Origin of the sequence: Pseudomonas sp. zfem001 (assembly GCF_032621725.1) — a bacterium.
GTDB lineage: Bacteria > Pseudomonadota > Gammaproteobacteria > Pseudomonadales > Pseudomonadaceae > Aquipseudomonas > Aquipseudomonas sediminis.
On the sequence record NZ_JAVYJI010000007.1, the window covers coordinates 323,892 to 350,296 of the forward strand.

A 26,405-nucleotide genomic window follows, 5' to 3' on the forward strand; every position below is an offset into this window, starting at 1 on the left:
CATGTTCGCCCAACTCAGCAAGCGTCCCTGGATCATCGCCGTCGTCATTGCAGTCCTGCTGTTGGCCTGGCTGTTCAGCGGTGATCGTTTCGTCGCTCGTGACGATGTCGAGCCCGACCAACCCGCCACCACCAATGATCTGGCGCGCGTCGAAATTCAATGGCTGGAAGCGCAACCCATGCAGCGCCAGCATGTGGTGCAGGGGCAGATCGAAGCCTGGCGCCGCGTGGAACTGCGCGCCCAGGTCAGTGGCAGCGTGCAGAACCTGGATCAGGACAAGGGCAGCCGCGTCGCGGCCGATCAATTGCTGCTGAGCATTTCGCCTGACGACCGCCCGGCCCAGGTCGCGCGCAGCGAGGCCGATGTGCGCCAGCGCGAGAGCGACGTGAGCGCGGCCAAGCGCCTGCGCGAACGCAGCCTGGTGTCGGCCAACGAGCTGATGCGCCTGGAGAGCGAGCTGGCCAAGGCCCGCGCCGAACTCGACAGCGCCCGCCTGCAGCAGCGCAACACCAAGATCAAGGCGCCGTTTGCCGGCATCTATGACCAGCGCATGGTCGAACTAGGCGATTTCGTCCAGCCCGGCCAGAGCCTGCTGACCCTGGTGGATATCGACCGCCTCAAGGTCAGCGCGCAGATCGCCCAGCAGCAGGTCACCCAGCTCGAACTGGGCCAGCCGGTAAAGGTTGAACTGCTCGACGGCCGCACACTGCAAGGCGAGCTGCACTTTATCGCCGCGGCTGCCGATCCCGGCTCGCGCAGCTTCCGCATCGAGGTCAAGGTGGACAACCCGGAAGGCCTGCGCCTGGCCGGCGCCAGCGCCACCCTGCACATCCAGACTGGCGAGGCCATGGCTCATCGCCTGTCCCCTGCCCTGCTCAGCCTGGATGAAAGCGGCCGCCATGGCGTCAAGTGGGTCAACGACGCGCAGCGCGTCGAGTTCACCCCGGTGCAACTGATCAGCGTCGACAACCAGGGCGCCTGGGTCAGCGGTCTGCCGCCAAAGGTGGCACTGATCACCCTCGGCCAGGGCTTCGTCCAACCCGGCCAGCAGGTACGCACGCAACTCGCGGCCGAGGGCAGTTGAGATGCACGCACTGATCGCAGCCGCACTCGACCGTAGTCGCACCACCATCCTGATCCTGCTGTTCCTGCTTTGCGGCGGGCTGGTGGCCTACATCGCCATGCCCAAGGAATCCAACCCGGACGTGGTCATTCCCATCATCTACGTGTCGGTGACCCTCGAAGGCATAAGCCCGGAAGACGGCGAACGCCTGTTGGTTCGCCCACTGGAGCAGGAGCTGCGCAGCCTTGAGGGCGTCAAGGAAATGCGCTCGGTATCCAGCGAAGGCCACGCTTCGGTGACCCTGGAGTTCGACGCTGGCTTCGATGCCAAGGTAGCGCTGGCCGACGTGCGCGAGAAAGTCGATACAGCGCGCAGCAAGCTCCCTGAAGAGGCCGACGAGCCGACCGTAACCGAAGTCAATGTGGCGCTGTTCCCGGTGTTGTCGGTGGCTCTGTCCGGCCCCATCGCCGAAACCGAGCTGGTGTATATCGCCCGGCGCCTGAAGGAGAACGTGGAAGGCATCGCCGAGGTGCTCTCGGTAACCATTGGCGGCGACCGTGAAGACCTGCTGGAAATCGTCGTCGACCCGCAAGTGCTGGACAGCTACGGCATCGACTACAACGAGCTGTTCAACTTGGTCAGCCGCAACAACCGCTTGGTCGCAGCCGGCAGCCTGGACACCGGCGCCGGCCGCATGAGCATGAAAGTGCCCGGCGTCATCGAAGACCTTGAAGACGTGATGAGCATGCCGATCAAGGTAGTCGGCGACAGCGTGGTCACCTTCGCCGACGTCGCCACCATCCGCCGCACCTTCAAGGACCCGACCGGCTTCGCCCGCATCAACGGCCAGCCGGCCATCGTGCTGGAAGTGGCCAAGCGCAGCGGCGCCAACATCATCGAGACCATCGACCAGGTCAAGGCACTGATGGAGCAGGCCAAGCCCCTGCTGCCGCCGGGGGTGGAAGTCAGCTACATCATGGATCAGTCGCAGGAAGTGCAGAACATGCTCGGCGACCTCCTCAACAACGTGCTCACCGCCATCGTCCTGGTGCTGATCCTGGTGGTGGCGAGCATGGGCATGCGGTCGGCGCTGCTGGTTGGCCTGACCATTCCCGGCGCCTTCCTCAGCGGCATCCTGCTGATCTGGATGCTCGGCTTCACCCTCAATATCGTCGTGCTGTTCAGCCTGATTCTGGTGGCCGGCATGCTGGTCGACGGCGCCATCGTCGTCTCCGAACTCGCCGACCGCTACCTGCAACAGGGCCAGACGCCTCGCCAGGCCTGGGCCAATGCCGCGACACGGATGGCCTGGCCGGTGATCGCCTCCACTGCCACGACTCTGGTGGTGTTCCTGCCGCTGCTATTCTGGCCGGGGGTGGTCGGTCAGTTCATGAAGTACCTGCCGGCAACCGTGATTCTCTGCCTGCTGGCCTCGCTGGCCATGGCCCTAATATTTCTGCCGGTGCTCGGCGCCGTCACTGGTGGCCAGGCACGCCCGCAAGCCCCCAGCGCCAATCGTGCCGGCAACGCCTACCGCAATCTGCTGGCGACACTGCTCAAGCGCCCGGGCCTGACCCTGCTCGGCATGCTGGCGCTGATCGCCCTGATCTACGTCGGTTACGGGCGTTTCAACCATGGCGTGGAATTCTTCCCCGACGTCGAGCCGGAAAGTGCGCAGATCTGGCTGCGCGCACGCGGCGATCTATCTGTGCAGGAGAAGGACGCCCTGCTCCAGCAGGTGGAAAAGCAGGTGATCGGCATGCGTGAGGTCAAGGCGCTGTACGCGCGCTCCCTGGCCCAGCCGGAAGGCCAGCAAGGCCAACTCGGCGCCGACGTGATCGGCACCCTGCAATTTCAGTTCGTCGACTGGCACCAGCGCCGCCCGGCCAAGGACATCCTCGCCGAAATGAGCCAGCGTACCGCGGGCATTCCTGGCGTGGTCCTGGAGTTCCGCAAACAGGAACAGGGCCCCACTGACGGCAAGCCGGTGAAGCTGCAAATCAGCTCGCTGGACCCAGCCCTGGGCGAGCAGTGGGTCGAGCGCATTCGCGGCGAGATGCAGAATCTCGGCGGCTTCGCCGATATCGAGGATGACCGCGCCCTGCCCGGCATCGAGTGGCGAATAAAGGTCGACCGCGAGGCCGCCGCACGCTTCGGCGCCGATGTGCTCAGCGTCGGCAACGCGGTGCAGATGATCACCAACGGCCTGAAACTGGCGACCTACCGACCAGAAGATGCGACCGACGAAGTGGACATCCGTGTGCGCCTGCCCGGCAACTGGCGCTCGCTCGACCAACTCGGCCGCCTGACCCTCAACACGCAGGCCGGCCAGGTACCGCTGAGCAACTTCGTCGACCTGCAGCCTGCGCCCAAGGTCGGCACCCTGCGTCGCGTCGATGGCGACCGTACCATCACCCTGCAGGCCGACCTGGCCGAAGGTGCGCGCCTGGACGAACGCCTCAAGGCGTTGCGCGAAGCGCTCGGCGATGTACCGGCCGAGATCAAGGTGAAGTTCGCCGGCGAGGATGCCGACCAGCGCGAGGCGGCCACCTTCCTGATGACCGCCTTCGTCGTCGCCATCTTCCTCATGGCGATCATCCTGGTGACCCAGTTCAACAGCCTCTACCAGGCAGCGCTGGTGCTGTCGGCCATCGTCCTGTCCACCGCCGGTGTGCTGATGGGTCTGCTGGTCAATGGTCAATCGTTCGGCATCGTCATGGTCGGCATGGGCCTGATCGCCCTGGCCGGCATCGTGGTGAACAACAACATCATCCTGATCGACACCTACAACCAGTTGCGTCGCCAGGGCCTGGAACCGCGTGAAGCGGCGCTGGAAACCGGCAGCCTGCGCCTGCGCCCAGTGTTGCTGACTGCCGTGACCACCATCCTCGGCCTGATGCCTATGGTGCTCAGCATCAACGTCGACCTGGTGACCCCTAGCCTCGGCTTCGGCGCCCCCTCGACACAGTGGTGGACGCAGCTATCCAGCGCCATCGCTGGCGGCCTGGCCTTCGCCACGGTGCTGACCCTGCTGCTCACGCCCTGCATGCTGGTGCTCGGCGCCCGCTTCGAGCGGCGCCCACCACCGCTGGAGACCTACGACACCGACCTGCTCGACCTGCCCGAGCACCTGATAACCGCCAAACCCGACAGAACGCACCTACAGCGCAGCGACTGATACTGGAGTCCACCTGGCAGGGGCAACATGGCAAAACGCCAGATATCGCCTAGGCTAACCAGCAACGGTGCTTAGGGCGGGAATGGAAATGCAGCAGGGATGCTTTTAACAGACAGCAGACGCGCAAGGCGTCTTGCATAAACGACAAAGCCCTCTCTCGGAGGGCTTTGTCGTTTCCGCTCGCCTCGCATAGGTCAGCGCAAGCAATGAACACCGAGCTAACGAAGTGTATGGGGTCGGCATCCTGCCTGTTGATCACTTCGTTAGCCCGGTGACCGGAGAGTAGTCCAGGCACTGGCATCGTGCCAAGCCTCAATTACGCGGCACGACTCACAGAGCGAAGAAACTCCCCTGGCAGCTCTGACACTTCGAAACTCCCCAGCACGTTCGCATGATGGCAGATCACTACCTCCGTTCGTGGCGCTGAAAACTACGCAGGACACTCACGCACAACTTCCGAGCAGAGTCTTACTTCAGTGCAATAGAACCAAGCACAAAAGATAATGTTTTTATGACGCCATAAAAATAACGCACTAAAAAGCCAAAACTATTTTTTGGCGCCTAAAAAACAGCAATTATAAGTAATTGTTTTTATTGGAAAAAATATTAAATGAAATGGGCGGTACACATTTCCTAACTTTTGGTTCACGTTTTGCTTGAAATGCCAAAACAGCCAACTTAGTATCCGCGCCAATTCGAGTGCGCCATTCGATTGCAGTAACCATTACGCAATCTTAATGACGTACTTAGTGAACACGGATGTTGGCCATTTCAAATCGGCTAGCTCACTTATATGAGAGAGGGATCTATGCGAATCAGCATCTTTGGACTGGGTTATGTGGGCGCCGTATGCGCCGGTTGCTTGTCGGCTCGCGGCCATGAGGTCATCGGCGTCGACGTATCGCAAACCAAGATCGACCTGATCAATCAAGGCAAGTCCCCCATCGTCGAACCCGGCCTCGCCGAACTGCTCGAAGCCGGCGTCAACTCCGGCTTGCTGCGTGGCACCACCGATGTGGCGGCAGCAGTCCTGGCCAGCGAACTGTCCTTCATTGCCGTGGGCACGCCGAGCAAGCGCAACGGCGACCTTGATCTCGGTTATATGGAATCGGTGTGCAAGCAGATCGGTATCGCCCTGCGCGACAAGCAGGAGCGCCACACCGTGGTCGTGCGCAGCACGGTTCTGCCCGGCACAGTAAAGAATGTGGTGATTCCCCTGATCGAAGAGGCGTCCGGCAAGAAAGCCGGTGTCGATTTCGGCGTGGCCACCAACCCGGAATTCCTGCGTGAAAGCACCGCGATCAAGGATTATGACTTCCCGGCCATGACCGTGATCGGCGAGCTGGACGAACAGTCCGGTGATCTCCTGCAAGAGCTGTACAGCGAGCTGGACGCGCCGATCATCCGCAAGTCCATCGAAGTGGCGGAGATGATCAAGTACACCTGCAACGTCTGGCATGCGGCCAAGGTCACCTTCGCCAACGAGATCGGCAACATCGCCAAGGCAGCCGGCGTCGACGGCCGCGAAGTGATGGATGTGGTCTGCCAGGATCACAAGCTCAATCTCTCCAAGTACTACATGAAGCCCGGCTTCGCCTTCGGCGGCTCGTGCTTGCCCAAGGATGTGCGCGCCCTCTCCTACCGCGCCGGCAGCCTGGACGTGGAAACACCGCTGATCAGCTCGCTGATGCGCAGTAACGCCGCCCAGGTGAAAAAAGCCTTCGACATCGTCACCCACTACGACAAGCGCCGCATCGGTCTGCTGGGTCTGAGCTTCAAGGCCGGCACCGACGACCTGCGCGAAAGCCCTCTGGTCGAACTGGCTGAGATGCTGATCGGTAAAGGCTATGAGCTGCGTATTTTCGACAGCAACGTCGAGTACGCCCGGGTTTTCGGCGCGAACAAGGAATACATCGAATCGAAGATCCCCCACGTTTCCTCGCTGCTGTGCAAGGAGCTCGATGAGGTGGTCTCGCAATCCGATGTACTGATCATCGGCAATGGCGAACAGCGCTTCGCCGAGGTCATGAACAGCGTCGGCGACGACAAACAGATCGTCGATCTCGTGGGGTTCATGGCGCATGCCACCCAGGCCAACAAGGAAGGCATCTGCTGGTAGCAGACAGCTAACAAGAACAGAGGCGGCACCAGTCAGGTGCCGCTTGGTTGGTTATGGCGTGTCGCCAGTTCACTGCCCATACGATCCGAATCGATGTTTACAGGAGTGACAGCATGATTCCTCTGATTTTGTCCGGCGGCAGTGGCTCCAGACTCTGGCCGCTCTCACGCAAGCTTTATCCCAAGCAGTTCCTGGCCCTAACCGGCAGCGAGACCCTGTTTCAGCAGACGCTCGGCCGCCTGGCAATCGAAGGCATCAGCCGCCCCATCGTGGTATGCAACGAAGAACATCGCTTTATCGTCAGCGAACAACTTGCCGCCATCGGTAGCGAGGCGCAGACCATTCTGCTGGAACCGTTCGGCCGCAACACCGCGCCGGCCGTGGCCATCGCCGCCATGCACCTGCTCGCGGCCGGGCGTGACGAACTGCTTCTGGTGCTGCCGGCCGATCACGTGATCGAAGACCTGCAGGTATTCCACGGCGCCCTCGGTGTAGCTCGCAAGGCTGCAGAACAGGGCGAAATGGTGCTGTTCGGCATCCCCGCCGAACGACCCGAGACCGGTTACGGCTATATCAGGACCGGCGAGCGAGCCGGGCTGCCGGGTGGCGTTCTGTCAGTCGAGCAGTTCGTCGAGAAGCCCGACCTGGCCACCGCCAGCGAGTTCGTGGCGCAAGGCGATTACGTCTGGAACAGCGGCATGTTCCTGTTCCGCTGCAGCCGCTATCTGGAAGAACTGCAGCGTCACGACCCGGACATCTACGACACTTGCCAGCTGGCACTCAGCCGTAGCAAGAGCGACCTGCAATTCATCCGCATCGACCCCAGTTCCTTCGAGTGCTGCCCGGATAACTCCATCGACTACGCGGTGATGGAAAAGACCGAGCGCGCCTGCGTGGTGCCGCTCGCAGCAGGCTGGAACGACGTCGGTTCCTGGTCCGCGCTGTGGGACGTTCAGGATAAGGACGACAACGGCAACAGTCGCTCTGGCGACGTGGTGATTCATAACAGCCAGGACTGCCTGGCCCATAGCCAGAGCAAGCTGGTGACCTTGGTCGGACTGAAGGACGTGGTGGTGGTAGAGACCAAGGACGCCGTGATGGTCGCCCACAAGGATCACGTGCAGGACGTCAAGCAACTGGTCAACACCCTCACCTGCGATGGGCGCGCCGAGGCGCAGAACCATTGCCAGGTCTATCGCCCGTGGGGCAGCTACGACTCGATCGACAGCGGCAACCGCTTTCAGGTCAAGCGCATCGTGGTCAAGCCAGGCGCCAGCCTGTCACTGCAAAAGCACCACCACCGTGCCGAGCACTGGATCGTGGTCTCCGGCACCGCACGGGTGACCTGTGACGACAAGACCTTCCTGCTCTGGGAAAACCAGTCGACCTACATCCCCATCGCCGCGGTTCACCGTCTGGCCAACCCCGGCAAGATTCCTCTGGAGATCATCGAGGTCCAGTCCGGCAGCTATCTGGGTGAGGACGACATCGAGCGCTTCGAGGATGTCTACGGCCGCACCGACACCACGGTCAACTAGCGACTTTCAGCGTCACAGCGGCTGACGCTCGTACACGGCTTCACTGGAGGAAGCACGTCACATGCCTAGGTTATTCAACGGGGTCGATACCTCATCCGGCTTCGGCAAGCTGTGCGGTTGGGCGTGCCTGATCGCCCTGCTCGCGCTTGCCTCGGAAATGGTCGACCCAAGCTACCTCGACCCGTCGCATCAGAAATTCATTTTTCTGATCGGTGCGCTGGGCATGTGGCGTTATGGCAATGCGGCCACTCACTACCTGCGCGGCATGTACTTCCTGCACTGGCGTTTCCCACGCATGCGCAAGGCCGTCGAGCGCATGGGGGCTGCGGCACTGCCCGAGCACATGTTCATGGTGGTGACCAGTTTCCGTATCCCGACCCACACCACCTTCAAGGTCTACCAGTCGGTGTTTCAGGAAGTGCAGCGGATGCCGGTGCCCTGCACCGTCATCGCCTCGATCGTGGAGAAAGGCGACGAGAACTTCATCAAGGACATCATGCGTCAGGAGGTCCGTGACCGCGACGATATCAAGCTGATCATCGTGCGCGCCCGTGGCACCGGTAAACGCGACGGCCTGGCGCATGCCTTCCGCGCACTGTCCCGGCAGATGCCCTTGGAGAACGCCGTGGTCGGCGTGGTCGATGGCGACACCATGATGCTGCCCGGCTGCGTCGAGCGCGCTGTCAGCATGTTCGCCTATCTGCCCAGTGTCGGCGGCATCACCACCAACGAGTTCTGCGAGGTGGAAGGCAGCAAGCTGATGCAGGAATGGCACACCATGCGCTTCGTCCAGCGGCACATCAACATGTGCTCGATGGCACTGAGCAAACGCGTGCTGACCATGACCGGGCGCCTGTCGTTCTTCCGCGCCAGCGTGATGACCAACCCGGAATTCATCAAGGACGTGGAAGCCGACTTCCTCGATCACTGGCGGCTGGGGCGCTTCCAGTTCCTCACCGGCGACGACAAATCCTCCTGGTTCAGCCTTATGCGCGCCGGTTGGGACACCTTCTACGTGCCCGACAGCCACACCCTGACGGTGGAGCATCCACCAGACAACAGCTTCCTGCGCGCGACCCGGCAACTGATGTACCGCTGGTATGGCAACTCGCTGCGCCAGAACTTCCGCGCCACTCGACTGCTGGGCCTCGATCGCCTGGGCCTGTTCACCATGTACGTGCTGTACGACCAGCGCGTGTCCATGTGGACCTGCCTGATGGGTTTGAGCGCCTCGGTGGTGGCCGGCCTGCTGTTCGGCATCCAGTACCTGCTGCTGTACCTGTTCTGGGTTCTGTTGTCGCGCACCCTGGTAACGCTGTTGTTCTTCTTTGCCAAGCACCCGGTGCATCCGATGTACCCCTTCGTTCTGTATTACAACCAGATCGTCGGCTCGGTGATGAAGGTTTACACCATGTTCCACATGGATCAGCAGAGCTGGACCCGGCAAAAGACCACGCTCAGCAACGGCAGCGTCAGTTTCGATGCAGCCCTTAATCGATGGACGTCGAAGACGATGTTGTTGTCCTCCATTGCCATCTTCTTCGGGGTCATTTCGGTCCTGCTAGAACTCACGCAATCTTAAGTAAAGGCGCGAATGCTATGAGTAGCACCACTGTCTTACCTGTAAACGTTGTTCACGAAGCGATCGATGAGCGCCAGTTCGTGCGCGCCAAGATCCCCGCCCGCATCAGCCTGCAAGGTCACGGCCTGAACGGCGTGGAATGCGAGATCCTGGACATCTCCCTGGGCGGCATCGGCCTGTCCTACGAGCAGCCACTGAAGCTCGGTAGCCTGTTCCAGGGCTCGATAAAGCTGAAGCTGAACAAGGTCGATCTGAACATCGACACCAAGCTGAAGATCGTCTCCCAGCGCGGTCACGAAGTCGGCGCCGAGTTCGTCGAGCTGGATCGGCAGAAGCGCGACATCCTGCGCTACATCATCTCGGCCTACATGTCCGGCGACATCGCCGACATCAACGGCTTGTTCAACGTGATGCAGCGCGAGAACTACATCAAGGAGCGCAAGACCAAGCAGGCCAGCTCGCGTACGCCCACGGAACGCCTGAAGGCGGCATTGGGTTCGATGCTGTTTCTCGGCGCCGGCCTCGCGGCAGTCAGCCTGATCGTCTACAAGAGCTACCTGCTGTTCTTCCAGATGCCGGCCGCACAGGCAGTGGTCAGCGCCAACGCCTATGTGCTGAGCATGCCGGAGAACGGTAACCTCAAGTACCTGATCGGCCCCGAGCAGACCAGCGTGAGCACCGGCCAGCCGCTGGCCAGCGTGTCCACGCAACTGGCCAGCAGCCTGACCAGCCCGACCGACATCGCCGCTCTGGCCAGCCTCTCCGAACAGGATGCAGCCGCCCTGCTCGGCCGCGTGACCGTCGAGACGGTGATCGCCAGCCCTTGCGACTGCAGCCTGTACTTCCCCCGCCCGCGTATGGACGGCTTCGCCTACAAGCAGGAACAACTGGTGCACCTGCTGCCGCAGGATCAGCCGCTGAACGTCAAGGCCAGCGTGCCGTTCGAGCGCATGGACAAGATCGAGCGCGTGCGAGCGGTCGAGATGCGCGTCCTGGGCAGTGACACCCTCTACACCGGCGAGATCGTCGCCAGCCGCGTCGACGATCAACGACAAATGGTCGAGCTGACCATCAAGCCGGATCAGGAGTTGCCGCGCAGCGCCTATCAATTGCCCACTGCCGTCGACTTCAAACTCGGCCTGCCACTGCGCTGGACGTTCTGAGGTCGCCATGCCGGTCAGATATCTTCTTTGCACAACCGCTCTGATGCTGGCTCTCGCCAGCTCGGCTCATGCGGCGCGCAGCCTCGAGCAGGTCCGCTATGCGCTGTTTCAGGACGGCCAGGCGGAGGTCGAGGAAGACCTGCGCCATCTGGCCGCGCGTGGCGACCTGGCCGCCACGCGCCTGCTTGGCGAGGTGCTGGCCAGCCGCAGCCCGGCGAACACCACACAGGCCATCGACCTGTTCAAGCAGGCCTTCGCCGATGGCCGCGGTGACATCGGTGCGCTGATTCCCCTGGCCAGATTGCTGGACAACAAGCCGCGCTGGCGCGAGGCCAACCGCACATACATGCGTCAGGCCCTCAGCCGCTTTACACCGGGACGCGATTTCATCGCAGTCGACACGCGCCTCGAAGTGTTTCTGGTCTACCCCGAGCTGTTCACGCAGGACGAAGTCACCCGCCTGATCGAACTCTATGATCGCGCCTGCCTGATCTACTGCCACGCGCCGCTGTACCGAGCGGTGGCGGCAGCCCGCTATGGCGACAGAAACGAAGCCGAGAAGTGGTTCCAGCTGGCCGTGGAGAGCGACCCGCGCGCCGTACAGCGCTATTACGACTTTCTTGGCGAGCAGCGCAACGTGCTGTTTCGCGCCTTCGCCGAACGCCTGGCACCGCGCATGAACGCGCTGCCGATCGACCTGGTGCACCGCATCGCCCAGCAGGTGGCGAACATTCGCAACATCGAGATCAGCACCTTCAACAACAACCGCCCGACAACCCGCGCGCAGAACGACGAAGAAAAAGCAGCCCGCGAACTCAAGGCAAAGGCCCATGCCAGCCTGGTCGAACAGCTCGACCGCGAAGTACTGCAGTGGCTGGACAACGCCATCGAGCGTGATTTCGGCCCAGCCATGCTGAGCAAGGCCAGCTTTCTCATGACCGCACCGGACCGTTACAGCCCGGAGCCGGTGCTGGCCCTGATTCAACGCCTGGAACAACGCCAGAACAATAGCCCGACCCTGAGCATGGTCGAACGCGAAAACCCGATCACTCCGCAGCGCATCAAGGCACTGCGCGCCAGCCTGCACATGGTGCTGTGGCGCACCCTCGATCCACGCTTGAGCCAACGCCTGATCGCCGAACTGCAGGCCGAGCAATACCCCGAGGCATTGCTGCTCGAAGGCGACCTGTACAGCCAGGGCGGGCTGGACGAGCCCGATCAGGATCGCGCCCTGGCGCTGTACATGGAAGAGGCCCGCCAAGGCTCGGTGAATGCCCTGCTGCGCATCGCCCGCCTCTATACCTACGGCCGCGCCATCTGCCGCGATAACGGCAAGGCCTATGCCTTTGCCTATGCCGCCCATGAGCTGGGCGACCTGCGCGCCAGCGATCTGATGCACTCGCTCAGCACCCGGCTCACGCCTGAACAGCGCGATACAGCCACCGCCGAAGGCAACCGTCTTATCGAGGAATCCACACTGTGAGCGCTCCTAACGCCCTTAGCCGCGCAGCCCTGCTGCTCGCCTGCCTGCCGCTCGGCCTGCTGCACGCAGAAGAACCCAGCCTCACCTCGCCCGAGCTGGAGCCGGTCACCTCGCTGCTGACGCACAAGCTGTTCCTGCGTACCGGCTATGGGCCGGACGAAACGCGCCTGGGCGAAGACCGTCGCAGCTTCTTCAGCTTGCGCTACGAGCCGTCCTACCGCTGGTATTCGCCCGAGCAACGCTGGGCGAAGTGGGAAGCCTTCGGCCGCCTGTGGCTCAACTACGACACCGATCCGAATGCCCTGCAAAGCGATGAGGGCAATGACGAGAACGTATCGAGTCGGCGCCATGCCTACAGCGAAGCCCGCGAGTTCTATGTACGCCGCAACCTGCTGGGCGACGACCCGCGTTTCTCCGCGACCTTCGGCCGCCAACGTTTCAGTGATCGTTTCGGCATCTGGTGGGACGACAGCATCGAAGCAATGCGCCTGGACTACAACGACAGCTTCGCCAAAGGCTTCGTCGCCATCGCCGAAAAATTCTACTACTACAACTCTGACGACAACCGCCTCGACCCGCGCGACAAGAAGATCCGCTACCTGATGGCCGAGTACGCTTGGCGCTGGCATGCCGATCACTGGATCGGCGCGCGCTTGCTCCACGAAGACGACTACTCGGGCAGCTCGCCGGATGATCGCCAGGACTTCGATGGCCTGCGCTACGGCTTATTTTTGCACGGTGATACCCGCCACCTGACGTCGCTGGTCAGCGACTACCATCTGGAAGTCGCTGCACTCGACGGCAGGCTGGAGACCACGCAGAGCAATGGCCAGCGCGACAGCGGCGACAAGACCGGCTGGGCAGTCGTGGCGGATGTCGGCAAACGCTTCGAGACACTGCCATGGACACCGCGCGTAGGCATCAGCGGCGGTATCACCGACCGCCCGGACGACAGCGGCAGCGACGGGTTCACCCTCAACCGCATTCAGTCCGACCGACGCAACGATCCGCTGAGCTACAGCAATCGCCTGGTCAGCAACCTGGTCAGCGTCAACCTGAGCAACCTCGCCTTCTACGGCATCGTGCTGGAAACCCAGCCCACTGACCGCAGCGCGCTGGATCTGCGCATCAGCGACCTGCACCTGCGTAACAGCTCGGCGCAGATGCCCCTGCGTACCACCAACGAAGGCGTGGTGCGCGATACCAGCTCATCCCACCTGGGCCAGGTGCTCGACATCAACCACTACTGGCGCATGTTCCCGCTGGCCTACGACGGTAAACGGGTACAGCTCAACACCCTTACCAGCCTGAGCTACTTCAAGGCCGGTAGCGCGCTGGAAATCGGTGATGACTATCAACTGACGCTGGGCATAACCCTGACTTACTGACCGAGAGCAGCGCTAGCATGATCTTCGCCTCCAACGTCTTTCTGTTCCTGTTCCTGCCGGTGTTCCTGCTTTGTTACTACATAGCCAAGGACCACTGGCGCTCGTACGTGATCGTGCTCGGCAGCTACCTGTTCTACGCCTGGTGGCGTCCGGACTTCCTGCTGCTGTTCGTTGCCATTTCGTACTGGAACTACTGGTTCGGCCTGCGCATCAAGGCGCGGATCGATGCCGGCGAGAAGAAGATCGCCTTTCGCCTGCTGACCGTCGGCGTGATCGGAAACCTGGCCACCCTCGGCTACTTCAAGTACGCCAACTTCGGTGCCGATGTGCTGGTGGCGGTGCTGGAGCCATTGGGCATCAACACCTTCACCCTGGAACACATCATCCTGCCGCTGGGCATCTCCTTCTATGTGTTCCAGGCGCTGAGCTACATCGTCGACATCTATCGACGCAATGCCGAACCCACCAATCGCTTCGTCGATTTCGCTGCCTATATCGCCCTCTTCCCGCAACTGATCGCCGGGCCGATCCTGCGCTACAGCCTGATCGACAAGCAGTTGAAGAACCGCACCCACTCGCTGGAGCTGTTTTCCCTCGGTGCCTGCCGCTTCATGCTCGGCTTCATCAAGAAAGTGCTGATCGCCGACTCCCTGGCACCGATGAATACCCTGTTCATTGGCGGCGGTGATGAGCTGCAGATGGCTGACGCCTGGTTTGGCCTGCTGATCTCCGCCCTGCAGCTGTACTTCGACTTCTCCGGCTACAGCGACATGGCCATCGGCCTGGGCATGATGATGGGCTTTCGCTTCGCCGAGAACTTCAACCAGCCCTATATCGCGCAGAGCATCACCGAGTTTTGGCAGCGCTGGCACATGACCCTGGCCGACTTCCTGCGTGACTACGTGTACATGCCGCTGGTACGCAAACGCCTGGCCGGCATGCTCGTCGGGCTGGTCATCACCATGGTGCTGTCCGGGCTCTGGCACGGGCCAAGCTTCGCCTTCATCTTCTGGGGGCTGTTCTTCGGCATCGCCATGGTGGTCGAACGCAAGCTGGGCATCGCCACCAAGGTCAACACGCCCTACAACTTCTGGCGCAATGCCCGCTGCATGTTCGTGCTGGCCTCCTGCATGCCACTGTTCTTCACCGGCAACCTGCCGCACGCCCTGCAGGTCTACCAGGCGCTGATCGGCCTCAACGGCATCGGCTCGCTGGACCTTTACTGGTTCGGCACCTCCGCCATGAGCATGACCTTCACCCTGATCGCCCTGCTGTGGATCGTCATTGCCGGCGGCATCAACATTCGCTACTACGCCGGCACGCACAAGGACCAGTACTTCATGCAGCACGTCAGCGGCTTCAGCGCCCTGTTGCTGTGGGTCGGTTTCCTGCTCACGCTGACCCGCCTGGCCGCGAACTCCTTCTCACCTTTCCTGTATTTCCAGTTCTGAGGATGCCCACATGTTTCCGGTGATGAACTCGGCCAGCAAGATCAACGGGATTCTCTTCTGCGTGATGCTGTGCGCCATGTTCCTGTACTCGCTGCCGACGGTGTTCGCCTTCGCCGGCACGCAGACCCAGGCTCTGTCGCTGTTTCTCGATGGCAAACTGGTGCGCAAGTTCGAGCAGTTCTACGACAAGCAATTGTTCCTGCGCGACCCATCCGTCGAGCTGTGGGCCAACATCCAGCACGCGATCTTTCGTGAAGGCGCCAGCGGCGTGGTACTGGGCCGCGACGGCTGGCTGTTCACCAACCAGGAATACCTGCAACCCCGTGACCTCGAGGGCAACCTGGAGCGGCAAATCGTGCTGATCGACAAGGTGCGCGCGCAACTGGCGCAACAGGGCGCGCGACTGATCGTCCTGCCGATTCCGATGAAGCTGGACACCTACGCCGAACACTCCACTTATACCCCCTCGCAGCAGATCAGCGGCCTGTACCAGCACTTCAGCCAGCGCCTGCACGACCACGGCATTGACACCGTGGACCTGCGCAGCGCCTACCAGAGCGCGGCGGCCACCGAGCAGCTGTTCCTGCGTAACGACACCCACTGGAGCCCAAGGGGCGCCGAACTGGCAGCCCAAACCCTGGCCAAGCAGTTTCCCGAGCTACTGGGCGACACCCCTTACCTGACCCAGGCCGTCAGTGAAAAAGAGGTGACCGGCGATCTGCTCAACTACCTCAAGTTCGACCCCAGGCTGGCGCCCAGCTATTTCGAGCCAGTGCATATCCAGCTCTACGAAACCCTGCAGCAGAGCCATAACGACCTTGCCGACAGCCTGTTCGGCGAAGAGGCCGTGTCACTGGCGCTGGTAGGCACCAGCTACACGCGCATCGATGACTGGAATTTCGTTGGTTTTCTCAAAGAGGCCCTGCAGCGTGACCTGGTAAGCGTCGCACTTGAAGCCCGCGGCCCGTTCCAATCGATGAACGAATTTCTCGCCGGCCCAGCCGCGAAAAGCGGTGACCTGCAGACCGTGATCTGGGAGTTCCCCCTGCGCACCCTGCTCGCCCAGCGTCAGATTCCTTCCGCCCTGGCCATGCCAGAAACTGCCCAACACTGACCGAGGTAACGTCATATGCCCGCCCTCATCTCCCGCGCCCTGATCATCCTGCTGACGATCGCCAGCGCCGCCGCACAGGCCCAGGACGGCAACGCCGACCTTTACGACCCGGTGGCCCCGGCCAACTCGGCTTTCGTACGGGTACTCAACCTCAGTGAACGCAACATCGAGGTCACCCTCAGCGGCAAGAACAAACCTCAGGTCGTCACCGGAGGCCAGTTCGGGGGCTATCGCTTCGTTACGCCAGGCAAGCAGCGTATCGCCGTGGCCAACCAGGCGATCGAGCACGAGCTGAAGGCCAATACCGCCAGCACGGTGATCTACCGCGACGGCCAACTGCTGCTGATCGCCGACCAATTCTTCAACGAACCGCGCAAGGCGCAGATCGCCTTCTACAACCTCACCGATAAGCCGGCGGCGCTGAAGACCGTCGACGGGCAGCACGTGGTGGTCGACACCATCAAGCGCGACGAGACCGGCAGCCGCATGGTCAACGAACTGAAGATCGCCTTCGCCGCCTATGCCGACAGCGAACAGCTGATCGGTTTCGACGAGCTGTTCCTGAAAAAGGGCCGCTCCTACACCTACGCCCTGCTACCCGCAGCCAATGGCTACCGCGCGATAACCCTGGCCAACAGCATCGACCCCAGCGAATGAACCCTGAACGGCTGGCCAAACAAGTGAGCGGACGATGATCGCAAAGAGCATGAAGCACTATTTTCTCCTGGCCATCGGTAGCCTGATCGCAGCGGGCGTACAGAACGCTTCCGCTGCGTCGCAAAGCGAAAAGACCGATGAATGTACAGACTTGCAATGCCTGATCTGCCCGCAACTCAGTGCGCCCGAGGAATATGCCGAAGGCAACATGAAGTCGCTCAAGCAGATCGTGCCGGGGAGCGACCGCTGGCTGTTCCGTTCGGAGGTCGACCTGACCAACGAATTCGGCATTCCGCCAGCCATGCAGCCGGAATTCGCCCGCCTGATGCGTGCGTTCGCCAGCCATGGCACTCAAGTGGCAGTGGCCGTGCAGCCGACTCGCGGCCTGATGCATCGCGCTCAGTTGCAGCCAGGACAGATGCATGGCTTCGACTACGCGCGTGCCAGCGCTAACCTGCGCAAGTTTCTGCAGCAGATGCGTGATGGTGGCGCCATCGTTCCGGACATCATGACCCTGGTGGAACAGCCACCGAAGGACTTCTTCTTCCGCCGCGACCATCACTGGACCCCGGTAGGTGCAGAAGCCACCGCCCGGGTCACGGCCGACGCCATTCGCCAGCACCCGGTTTACGCGCAATTGCCGCGTAAGGGCTACACCACCGAGCAAACCCTGACCCTTTACAAGGACGGCACCCTCAACCTGGGCCTGGCAGCGATCTGCGGCAACCACTTCGGTTATCAGTTCGTGCCCGGCTACCAGACCGTGCCGGAAGACAACGATGCCTCCCTGCTGTTCGAAGAGCAGCCGGACCCAGAAATCGTTCTGGTCGGTACCAGTAACTCCGCCGCCCGTGAAGACGAGACCAAGCAGTTCAACTTCGACGGTTTTCTCAAGCAGTACCTGAGCAGCGACCTGATCAACTACGCCATGCCCGGTGCGGGCCAGGACGGCTCGCTGCTGGAATACCTGCTGTCGTCCAACTACGCCCCGGACAAGGCGCCCAAGCTGATCATCTGGGAGCTGCCGGCCAACTACCGCCTCGATGGCGACCTGACCTACCGCCAGCTGATCCCGGCCGTCAACGGCGGCTGCAAAGCCAGCGACAGCCTGCTCGAAGACCGCGTCGAACGCCCGTCCATGGGTCTCAACGACCGTCTCGAGCTGCTCAGCAACGCCGGTGAGCAACGCAAGGACCTCAAGGGTCGCGACGCGGTGCTCGACATCCGCATCAGCGATCCCAACATCAAGAATTTCTACATCATCACCTACTACGACAACGGCACGCGCGACAAGGTGTGGTTCCGCCGCGAGGCCATCGTCACCGGCGGGCAGTACTACCTGGAGTTGAGCCGCGCCGCAGAATTTCGCGACGCCAACCTGCTGTCCGTGCTGCTCGAACCGACCCAGGTCGTGGAGCAGCCCTTCCAGATCGAGACCAAGCTATGTCTGTGAGGATTTCGCCCGGCCGCCTGACGGCCATGCTGGTGCTGCTCGCCGGCCCCATGAGCGCCAGCGCCGCACAGTCGATCTGGAGCAACCACACGCCGAACATAGCGGCGCAGATGACGGGCGACTACCGCAACGAAAGCTGCCCAAAGAAACCGCCTGCCGCCTACACCGGGCACCTGCAACTGGACAGCAAGTACGACCAGAGCGATGCCAGCAAATCACGGCTGGTAGCGCGCCAGAGCAAGGACACCGAACGCATCCGCCAGCAGGTCAAGCAGTACATCGGCGGCCTGGTGAAAGCGACTCAGGTGTTCCAGCGCACCAGCAAGGCCAATGAAGCCACCACCGCCCTGGCCTGCCTGAACCAGTGGCTCGATGCCTGGGCCAGCAAGTCGGCACTGCTCAGCGACGACGCCAGCAAGACCGGCGTCGCCTCGCGCAAATGGGCACTGGCCGCCATCGCCTCGACACTGCTCAAGGTGCAGGCCTTGAGCGATCAGCGTTATCAGTTGAGTGCGGTTCAGACGCGCTGGCTGGGCCAGCTGTCGGCCAAGGTGATCGCCGAGTACGAACCACGCCGCTACGACAGTGGTATCTACTTCAACAACCACGACTACTGGGCCGCCTGGGCCGTGGCTGCCACCGCCATGCTGCTCGACGATGACCGCGCCCTGGCCTGGGCCGATGTCGCACTGCGCCGCGCCTTCACCCAGCTCGAACCCGGCAAGGGCAACTACCAGTACCTGCCTCTGGAGATCGCCCGCGGCCGCCTGGCTGCCGACTACAGCCATTACGCCCTGGTACCGCTGATGCTGCTGGTGGAGGCCGCCGAGCATAACGGTCGCCCGCTCACCGAGCAGGAGCGCGAGAAACTCGCCGGCCTGGCCAACTTTGCCGCGCGCGCCGTGCTGGAGCCCAAGACACTGGCGGAACTGACCGAGCGCCAGACGGAAGTCGGCCCGCACAAGATGGTCTGGGTGCTGCCCTTTCTTACTCGCTATCCGCAGCATCAATGGGCCGCCCGCCTGTACCAGGCGCACGGCAAAGCAATCAATCATTACAGCCAGGTGGGCGGCGATCTGAAACCGCTGTACCCCCAGCTCAACTGACTCAGGATGCCACCATGTCCCAGGCACTGACCCTCTCCCGCGCGCTGCTGCTGACGGCCTGCGCAGCCTGCAGCCTGAGTGCCCTCGGCGGCCCCGCGGCGTTGCACACGCTGGACCCGCAATGGCAACAGCAGCAGCAACAGCGCACCAGCCAGCAAATCATGCAGCACAGCCAGCCACCGGCCTTCGACCTGCAGCCACCGGCGCAGCGCGGCAACGCCAGCCTGGAGCCGATGTACTCCGCACAGGCAGGCAGTTGGCCCTTCGAGCCGTTCGTGCACAACGGCCTGTTCCGCGCCATCGCCGGCTACCAGGCGCAACACCCACGTACAGTGGTCATTCGCGGCGGCAGCGTCACCCTTGCGCAACTGCACGCACAGCTGAACGACCCACAGGTGCTGCGTAAGCATGAAGACGGTTACCTGCTCAGCTACCCGCTGATGATCGCCGAAGACGCCGCCCTGCTCATCGACGATCAGGTGCTCTACCTCTTCGGCCCGTCAGGCACCGCGCTGATCAACCAGGGCTTGCTGCAGGTAAAGGGCTCGCGCCTGGAAAGCTGGAGCGACGGCCGCGCGCTGGCCACCGACCGCCCTACCCGGCCCTTCATCATGAACTGGGCCGGCAGCCGTCTAAAGGTTGCCGACTCGCACCTGGTCAAGATCGGCTACAACGCCAACTTCTCCCGCGGCATCAGCAGCGGCATCAGCGCGCAGCAATCGGCCACCCGGCCGGCGGCGCGCATTCTGATCGACAACAGCCGCTTCGACAGCATGGCCAGCGCCCTGGAGCTGCGCCACAGCGAGGCCCTGATCCGCAACAACCAGTTCAGCCACCTGCAGCAGTACGGCATCGACCTGGGCAACAGCCGCTTCCTGATCGCAGACAACCGCATCGACGACGTAAAGCACAACAGCGGCATCCGCATCGGCGGCAGCAGCAGCGGGCGCATTCAGAACAACCTGATCCTGCACACCGGCAAAAGCGCCATCGAGGTCAGCGAGCAGAGCGGCGCCCTGCTGATCGAGAACAACCGCCTCGGTGCGTCCAAGGGCTACGGCCTGATGCTGCGGCAGATCAACGGCGGCGCCGGGCTGCTGATCGAGAACAACCTGATCGCCAACAGCCGGCTCAGCGCCATCGACGCCGGCGGGCTCAGCGGCGCCCTGATCATCGACAACCGCATCCAGTCCACCCCGGAATACGCCATCAGCCTGCGCAACGAGCAGCTCACCGCCGGCCAACTGGTCATCACCGGCAACACCCTGGAAAGCATCGGCAAAGCCATGATCCGCGTGGAAGGTATGCAGAACACCGTGCTGGGCAGCAACCAGTACCGCGCCAACCCGCTGTTGCAGAACCTGCTGATCGGCGACCTGCTGCCCCTGCAAAGCCAGATCCTCGACAACACCGTGCGGCGCAATTGCCACCTGCAGATATCCCAGCCCCTGACCGGCACCAGCAGCAGCGCAGACGCCCCCACCTGCACCAACTGACCTACGCCAGACGTGGTCAAAAAGCCTGCACTCATTCTGATCCGAGTGCAGGCCAAGACCCTAACGGTGCTCGACTTTCAACGCTGAAAACACCGCAGCCCCGGCACTGGTTTCGTTGCCGTTGTTGTCGAGCGTGTAAACACCCGCCTTGAAATACAGGTTGTGGCTGGCCCAGGACGAGTTGAGTACACCGCTCCAGGTCTTGACCGCACCACCGGGCTCGACCAGGCCAATCGTCAGCCTGCCGTTCTTCGCCAGAAACACCTCATAACTGAAATCCTGATTCAGCTTGATCTTGCTCGACAGCACGATCTTGGTTGCATTGGCGCTGGCCGGATTGCCGCGAAACGAAATCACCACATTGCCATAGCCAGTGGGCGACAAGGATTGATAGCCCAGCATCACGGGGGGCGAAGTGCCGTTCTTCGAATGGATCTGGGAAAAGGCGATCAGCCCGTTCGAAGGCACCTGGGTGATTCTCGCCGTGGCGGTCAGCACGTTATCCGCAGCGCTATAGGGCCAGTTGCGCAGAGCGCCGTCAGCGAAAGTCTCGCGCAACTCGCTGCGCGGGTAGGTCGAGTTGGCTGTCGTGGTGCCGTTGACCGGTGCCCAGAAAAACAGCTTGCCCTCCTTGGACTGAAAGTAGTGATCCTGATACCCCCCAGCCAGAACGGGGGTGGAAATAACGGCGGCGGGAACGCCGACAGGGATGGTCAGGTTCCAGGTGGACAGGTCGATCATGGGGGCGGTACTCCGAGGGTGAAACGGTGGTCTACGCCCGATCTATCCATGGCCGTGCCGGCATCGCTTCGAGCGTTGAGGCGGAGAATATCGGCACACTCAGCGGCCGTTAACGACCACCCGTCACCATGCTGGCGCTATTTTTTTGACCAAACAAAGCATGACCAACAGAAAAATCTATCCCCCCATTCACCGCTAAGGAATTTCCCAAGCGAAACGGCGAACAGCGCACCGGAACTGAGGGAGTTGGCGCCAAAAAGCACTTTGCAGAAATGTGCGTCAGCTCGCGCTTTGTAGCGCGGCGAGCGTTGCTTCAAGGGCGTTCAGGCATTCGCGACTGGCACAAGCAAACACCCGGAAATGACAACACGCCGAAGCGTATTGCGGTTCGGGGCTTTGGCTTGGATATGGCGGGAAGATGAGGGGGAATTTGGACCTGTTCTGGCGGGTGCCCGTTGCTGCCCCTCCCTGCCCAACGCTAGCAAAATTGGGGCTTTCGCCCTCCCCTCCTGCCCATTGCGGCACTCTGTCGCCCGTTGATTTCGACACGCACCCTCGCTGTCCTTGCACCGTCGCAGTGCTTTTGTGTATATCTGTCCAGTAGTAATGAAAGCGCAAAATGTGGAAGTCAAGCGAATACGCTCAGTCGTATAGCCTTCCGTGTAAGCTATTGATTTTTAAGTGCTTGCTATGGATGGCTGCACCCTGCAGTGCGGAGTTATACCGCCGGCTCTACTAATGTGTTAGTGAAGAAGACTATCTAATCACTGTTAGGCCAAAAATTCAGAAAAGGAGAGAACTTTGGAAGAGGTAGCTACACCTTTTTATCTCGACTGGGCATTTTGGGCAGTAATCGTCGCCTTAGCGGCGGTCGTCCTCTCTCAGCTACCCCCAGTACATATCTGGTTCAAGAAAGCCAAGTTGGATGTCGAACTCTACTCAAAAATTATCATCACTCATAAAGTGGGAAACCCAAATCTCCAGCTCCACCTAATAATCAATAACATCGGCGGACGTAAAGTGTAGTGGTCAACCCATCCCGGACAGTGGGTTAAGTTTTTCCTCGGCCACCGCAGGCGGTAGCCCATCGTTGAATTGATGTGGCCTGACCCAGTTGTAGCGATGCATCAGGTAGTGGCTGATGTCCCGTTGTGCCTCCTGGGCTGTCAATCCGGCTTGGCGGAGAATGCCCAGCCAATTACTCGTCGTGCATGCAGATCCAGCACCACCGCTAAGTAATTCCAGCGGCCTTGCGCCCAGATGTAGGTGATGTCGCCGCACCACACCTGATTGGGGCGCTCAGTTGTGAACTCACGGCTCAGCCGGTTCGGGATATCTGGCCGTTCAACCGTAGCCTGCTTGTACGCGTGCGAGCCTGGTTGTTTGCTGACCAGGCCCAACTCGCGCATTAACCGACGCACGCGAAAGTGGCCAATGCTTACGCCATCCTCACGCAGCATGCCCAGAATGCTTCGGCTACCAGCCGATCCTCGACTCTGGTTGAACAGCTGATTGACCTGACTGCGCAGGGCAACCCGGCGTGCATCAACACGGCAGCGCCGTAGACGATGGGCGTAGTAGCAAGACCGCACCACATCGAAGGCTGAACAGACCACTTCCACCGACTCCCGCTCACTCAACTGGTCTATCAGCGCGTACGATTGAACTCGTCCGACATCAAGAGAGCGGTAGCCTTTTTTAGGATCGCTTTCTCCCGTTCCAGTCGGTCGATCCTGGCTTCCAGCTCTTGGATTTTCTGCTGTTCGGGAGTCAATGCTTTGCTCTTCGGGGTAACGCCCTGGCGCTCCTCTTGGAGCTGTTTCACCCAGCGACGAAGCGCCGATTCAACCAGCCCCAGCGAGCGTGGCTGTAGCCCTGATCGAGCACCAGGCCAGCGGCCTCTCGTTTGAACTCGGGCGTAAAGGAACGACGTTGCTTGGTCATCAGACACCTCTCTATGGCGAGCATTCTCGCCCTAAATGGGTGTCCGGGATCAGTAGACCACTACAAAGCAAGAATTAAGGATATTTCCGTATCTATAACTAGGGACGGTCGCCCGCTAGTGGATCTGCCAGCACAGAATTATTTACAGAATCAGAATGACAAGAACACTCTGCTTTTTACTACCTTTTCTTTACAGCCTGGAGAAGAATGGGCGCATATCATCAACCTGCTCAACTTCTTCAATCGAGACGAGGAGAATGCGTATAGGCGTCTCGAAGCAAATATGCTTGCTGACTTTAGAGCGAAAAAGGATACGGTAGCTGACGATCGCCAGTCGCCACTTGAGATCGAAGAACAACTCGTTCAACCATTCCACACATTCTTCGCTGAACGCTTCATATGGCATGCTGGGGAATACCAGTTGGCAGTCAATGTGACGACGGACAAAAATGAGGCAAATGTTTTAAAGAACTACAGGTTCACGGTGTTTGAATCACATGAGGAGCAGCTGAAGGAGATCACTCAGCACTACAAGTACGGCGGCGGTATATGGTGGGATCCAAATATTCAGACGAATGTAATCTTAGATGTAAAAGAGGCCTAACAAATGTAGGCTGCCGGACAAATTACTCGCTGCGCTCGAAATTTGCCGCAGCTACAGGCGTTATAGGACTACCGTGCGCATTGCGAAAAGGGGACATGCGAAAAGGGGACTGCGAAAAGGGGACAGATTTATTTTCAAGTTAGTTATGCTCCAGCAAAGACCTGCCCCGTTTCTTGTCTGAGGTGACGCAACATGGCCAAAGAAGCCATCTTCCACTTGAAGCTGGAGCCCGAGCTGCTTGAAGAATTTACGGCAGCCGCTAAAGCTTTACACCAGCCAGTCTCTAAAATCATGCTTGACCTTATGTACGATTTCATCCACCAGCAGCAACAGGCCAAAGAGCATGATGAGTTCGTGCAGCTAAAGGTCGCTGTTGCCAGAGCATCAGTAGAGGCTGGTCGTGGTCGATCTAACGATGACGTCGAAGCCGAATTCGCCGCTCGCCGTGCCAAGGGCTAGGAATGGAGGTTACCTGGCCGCCGAGACTCTGGAGGGGCGACTGGATATCTCATGACAACCCTCGCAGACTTCCCCGGAACGGTTGCCGACACCTTGTGAGCCGCCCCCTCACGAGCATTACCGCCTTCCCTATCACACTGAGCGTGACGCAGCCCGGACTCTCGCCCTGGCGCATGTCAGCGGGATGGGCCAGCAGTTCGCAGCATCAACTTTTACGGGCTTGCGCACCTGTGCAAGCTACACAGGCCAGCAAATAGCAAAGAATTCCCATGCTGATGCCGTGCGCCCATTTGATAACCGAAACCTTAAGCTCAAGGTTTCCCTTTGCATCCGCATACGAAGCGTTTTCTAGAAGTTGAACGGTTAACCCCTTCACCTTCTCGTCTGTTTCGGCGTCGCCATACAGGCGTTTGACTTCTGCGAGGTAAAGCTGCACTTCGGCAGATGCAGCTAGATGCTCACGCGAGGCATCGCGGATAGCTTTATCGGCGACCATGCTCATGAGGGCCATAAAGTAGATACCTACCGCAACAATCAGCTTTCGCCAGGTTGGCTTCAGCGCTTTCAGGAACATCCTTATCTCCCTCGCGTTTCGCTTCGATTCTCGACACCTTGCATGCCGCAGAAAGCAAAAACCCCCAAAGCTCTGGGAGCTTCAGGGGCTTTGGCTTGGATATGGCGGGAAGATAGGGATTTGAACCCTAGGTGCCATTGCTGACACAACGGATTTCGAATCCGTCCCGTTCGACCACTCCGGCATCTTCCCAAGCGGCGCGAATCATAACAGCTGAATGCGCTTTGGCGAAGCTTATTTTGAAAAATTTTCGTGTTCTATCAGGCGCTTGTGAAAAAGCCGGGGGCTGCCCGGCCTTCTCTCGCAATGCTCAAGCGGTCAAACGGGTCAGCGCCTCGCGGTACTTGTCGGCGGTTTTCTGCGCGACGTCTGCCGGTACGGCCGGGGCCGGGGCTTGCTTGTTCCAGCCGGTGGATTCCAGCCAGTCGCGCACGAACTGCTTGTCGAAGCTCGGCGGGTTGCTGCCTTCGGCGTAGCTGTCGGCCGGCCAGAAGCGGCTGGAGTCCGGGGTCAGCACTTCGTCCATCAGGGTCAGGGTGCCGTCTTCGTCCAGGCCGAATTCGAACTTGGTGTCAGCGATGATGATGCCGCGAGTAGCGGCGTACTCGACAGCCGTGGTGTACAGCTTGATCGCGGTGTCACGCACCTGGGCAGCCAGTTCGGCACCGATGATGGCTTCGCACTGCGCGAAGCTGATGTTCTCGTCATGATCGCCCACGGCGGCCTTGGTCGAGGGGGTGAAGATCGGTTGCGGCAGTTTGGCTGCTTCCTTCAGGCCTGCCGGCAGGGCGATGCCGCAGACGGTGCCGCTCTTCTGGTATTCCTTCCAACCGGAGCCGACGATGTAGCCACGCACGATGGCTTCCACGGCGACCGGTTTGAGGCGCTTGGCGACCACCGCACGTCCTTCGACCAGTGGCAGCTCGGCGGCGGAGACGACGTCTTCGACCTTGTCACCAGTGAAGTGATTCGGCACCACGCCAGCCAGCTTGTCGAACCAGAAGTTGGAGATGGCGGTGAGGATCTTGCCCTTCTCCGGAATCGGTTGTTCGAGAATGACGTCGAATGCCGACAGACGATCGGTGGCCACCATCAGCATGCGCTTGTCGTCAATTTCGTAGAGGTCGCGGACCTTGCCCGAGTAGATCTTCTTCAGGCTCAGGGTGGTGGGTGTGCTCATGTCGGCATTTCCGTTTCTGGCAAACAAAACAGGCGAAACCTTTGCGGGTTTCGCCCATCGATTAACGGCTGGAGCGCGCTGCAGGCCGTTTTTCAACGGCCTGCCGGCGCCG

The 26,405-nt window shown here is 60.8% G+C and carries 19 protein-coding genes, 1 tRNA gene and 1 pseudogene; 16 read left to right on the forward strand and 5 right to left on the reverse strand.

What is annotated here, in order from left to right:
• Nucleotide 1: 1 nt before the first annotated feature.
• The 14 genes from RTH74_RS21875 (at nt 2) to RTH74_RS21940 (ending at nt 20,791) form a co-directional block, all read left to right on the forward strand.
• Nucleotides 2-1,084 (forward strand): efflux RND transporter periplasmic adaptor subunit, encoded by a 1,083-nt coding sequence (locus RTH74_RS21875; RefSeq protein WP_316916041.1) that lies wholly within the window; start codon nt 2-4, stop codon nt 1,082-1,084.
• A gap of 1 nt (nt 1,085) precedes the next feature.
• Entirely contained in the window at nt 1,086-4,241 is a 3,156-nt protein-coding gene (locus RTH74_RS21880) for an efflux RND transporter permease subunit (RefSeq protein WP_316916042.1), read from the forward strand.
• 808 nt (nt 4,242-5,049) lie between these two features.
• Nucleotides 5,050-6,360 (forward strand): GDP-mannose 6-dehydrogenase, encoded by a 1,311-nt coding sequence (algD, locus tag RTH74_RS21885; RefSeq protein ID WP_316916043.1) that lies wholly within the window; start codon nt 5,050-5,052, stop codon nt 6,358-6,360.
• 113 nt (nt 6,361-6,473) lie between these two features.
• The gene (locus RTH74_RS21890; RefSeq protein WP_316916044.1) at nt 6,474-7,898 is read left to right on the forward strand and encodes a mannose-1-phosphate guanylyltransferase/mannose-6-phosphate isomerase; all 1,425 of its coding nucleotides are present in this window, start codon (nt 6,474-6,476) and stop codon (nt 7,896-7,898) included.
• A 61-nt stretch (nt 7,899-7,959) separates the two neighbouring features.
• Nucleotides 7,960-9,480: a glycosyltransferase gene (locus RTH74_RS21895; RefSeq protein WP_099523194.1), complete on the forward strand. Its 1,521-nt coding sequence runs from the start codon at nt 7,960-7,962 to the stop codon at nt 9,478-9,480.
• A gap of 17 nt (nt 9,481-9,497) precedes the next feature.
• Nucleotides 9,498-10,643 (forward strand): PilZ domain-containing protein, encoded by a 1,146-nt coding sequence (locus RTH74_RS21900; protein ID WP_316916045.1) that lies wholly within the window; start codon nt 9,498-9,500, stop codon nt 10,641-10,643.
• A 43-nt stretch (nt 10,644-10,686) separates the two neighbouring features.
• Entirely contained in the window at nt 10,687-12,126 is a 1,440-nt protein-coding gene (locus tag RTH74_RS21905; RefSeq protein ID WP_177431991.1) for a sel1 repeat family protein, read from the forward strand.
• Complete coding sequence (locus RTH74_RS21910; RefSeq protein ID WP_316916046.1) at nt 12,123-13,514, forward strand: alginate export family protein; 1,392 nt, start codon at nt 12,123-12,125, stop codon at nt 13,512-13,514. The genes RTH74_RS21905 and RTH74_RS21910 overlap by 4 nt, the downstream gene beginning before the upstream one ends.
• 17 nt (nt 13,515-13,531) lie before the next feature.
• On the forward strand, nt 13,532-14,965 hold the full coding sequence (locus RTH74_RS21915; protein WP_099523198.1) for an MBOAT family O-acyltransferase: 1,434 nt from the start codon (nt 13,532-13,534) through the stop codon (nt 14,963-14,965).
• 10 nt (nt 14,966-14,975) lie between these two features.
• Nucleotides 14,976-16,079 carry an alginate O-acetyltransferase gene (locus RTH74_RS21920; RefSeq protein WP_316916047.1) on the forward strand — a complete coding sequence of 368 codons (1,104 nt, stop codon included), beginning with the start codon at nt 14,976-14,978 and terminating at the stop codon, nt 16,077-16,079.
• A gap of 15 nt (nt 16,080-16,094) precedes the next feature.
• The gene (locus tag RTH74_RS21925) at nt 16,095-16,736 is read left to right on the forward strand and encodes an alginate O-acetyltransferase AlgF (RefSeq protein ID WP_316916048.1); all 642 of its coding nucleotides are present in this window, start codon (nt 16,095-16,097) and stop codon (nt 16,734-16,736) included.
• Between the two features lie 34 nt (nt 16,737-16,770).
• Nucleotides 16,771-18,189, forward strand: coding sequence for an alginate O-acetyltransferase AlgX-related protein (locus tag RTH74_RS21930; protein ID WP_316916049.1), 1,419 nt, complete (start codon nt 16,771-16,773; stop codon nt 18,187-18,189).
• Nucleotides 18,180-19,295: a polysaccharide lyase gene (locus RTH74_RS21935; RefSeq protein ID WP_316916050.1), complete on the forward strand. Its 1,116-nt coding sequence runs from the start codon at nt 18,180-18,182 to the stop codon at nt 19,293-19,295. The genes RTH74_RS21930 and RTH74_RS21935 overlap by 10 nt, the downstream gene beginning before the upstream one ends.
• A gap of 14 nt (nt 19,296-19,309) precedes the next feature.
• Nucleotides 19,310-20,791, forward strand: a complete 1,482-nt coding sequence (locus tag RTH74_RS21940) for a right-handed parallel beta-helix repeat-containing protein (RefSeq protein WP_316916051.1) — start codon at nt 19,310-19,312, stop codon at nt 20,789-20,791.
• Between the two features lie 60 nt (nt 20,792-20,851).
• On the opposite strand, the gene RTH74_RS21945 is transcribed toward RTH74_RS21940, so the two are convergent.
• On the reverse strand, nt 20,852-21,532 hold the full coding sequence (locus tag RTH74_RS21945; protein ID WP_079783354.1) for a polysaccharide lyase family 7 protein: 681 nt from the start codon (nt 21,530-21,532) through the stop codon (nt 20,852-20,854).
• A 1,029-nt stretch (nt 21,533-22,561) separates the two neighbouring features.
• Nucleotides 22,562-23,476: pseudogene (locus RTH74_RS21950) on the reverse strand (IS3 family transposase).
• Between RTH74_RS21950 and RTH74_RS21955 the strand changes: the two are divergent.
• Both RTH74_RS21955 and RTH74_RS21960 read left to right on the forward strand, forming a co-directional pair.
• Nucleotides 23,469-24,080 carry a hypothetical protein gene (locus RTH74_RS21955; protein ID WP_316916052.1) on the forward strand — a complete coding sequence of 204 codons (612 nt, stop codon included), beginning with the start codon at nt 23,469-23,471 and terminating at the stop codon, nt 24,078-24,080. The pseudogene RTH74_RS21950 and the gene RTH74_RS21955 overlap by 8 nt on opposite strands.
• A 192-nt stretch (nt 24,081-24,272) precedes the next feature.
• On the forward strand, nt 24,273-24,539 hold the full coding sequence (locus RTH74_RS21960) for an antitoxin of toxin-antitoxin stability system (RefSeq protein ID WP_316916053.1): 267 nt from the start codon (nt 24,273-24,275) through the stop codon (nt 24,537-24,539).
• A 205-nt stretch (nt 24,540-24,744) separates the two neighbouring features.
• On the opposite strand, the gene RTH74_RS21965 is transcribed toward RTH74_RS21960, so the two are convergent.
• From RTH74_RS21965 to RTH74_RS21975, 3 genes are all read right to left on the reverse strand, one after another.
• Nucleotides 24,745-25,113 (reverse strand): hypothetical protein, encoded by a 369-nt coding sequence (locus RTH74_RS21965; protein WP_316916054.1) that lies wholly within the window; start codon nt 25,111-25,113, stop codon nt 24,745-24,747.
• 102 nt (nt 25,114-25,215) lie between these two features.
• Nucleotides 25,216-25,305, reverse strand: a tRNA-Ser gene (locus RTH74_RS21970).
• Between the two features lie 118 nt (nt 25,306-25,423).
• Nucleotides 25,424-26,293 carry a phosphoribosylaminoimidazolesuccinocarboxamide synthase gene (locus tag RTH74_RS21975; RefSeq protein WP_045735233.1) on the reverse strand — a complete coding sequence of 290 codons (870 nt, stop codon included), beginning with the start codon at nt 26,291-26,293 and terminating at the stop codon, nt 25,424-25,426.
• Nucleotides 26,294-26,405 lie beyond the last annotated feature (112 nt).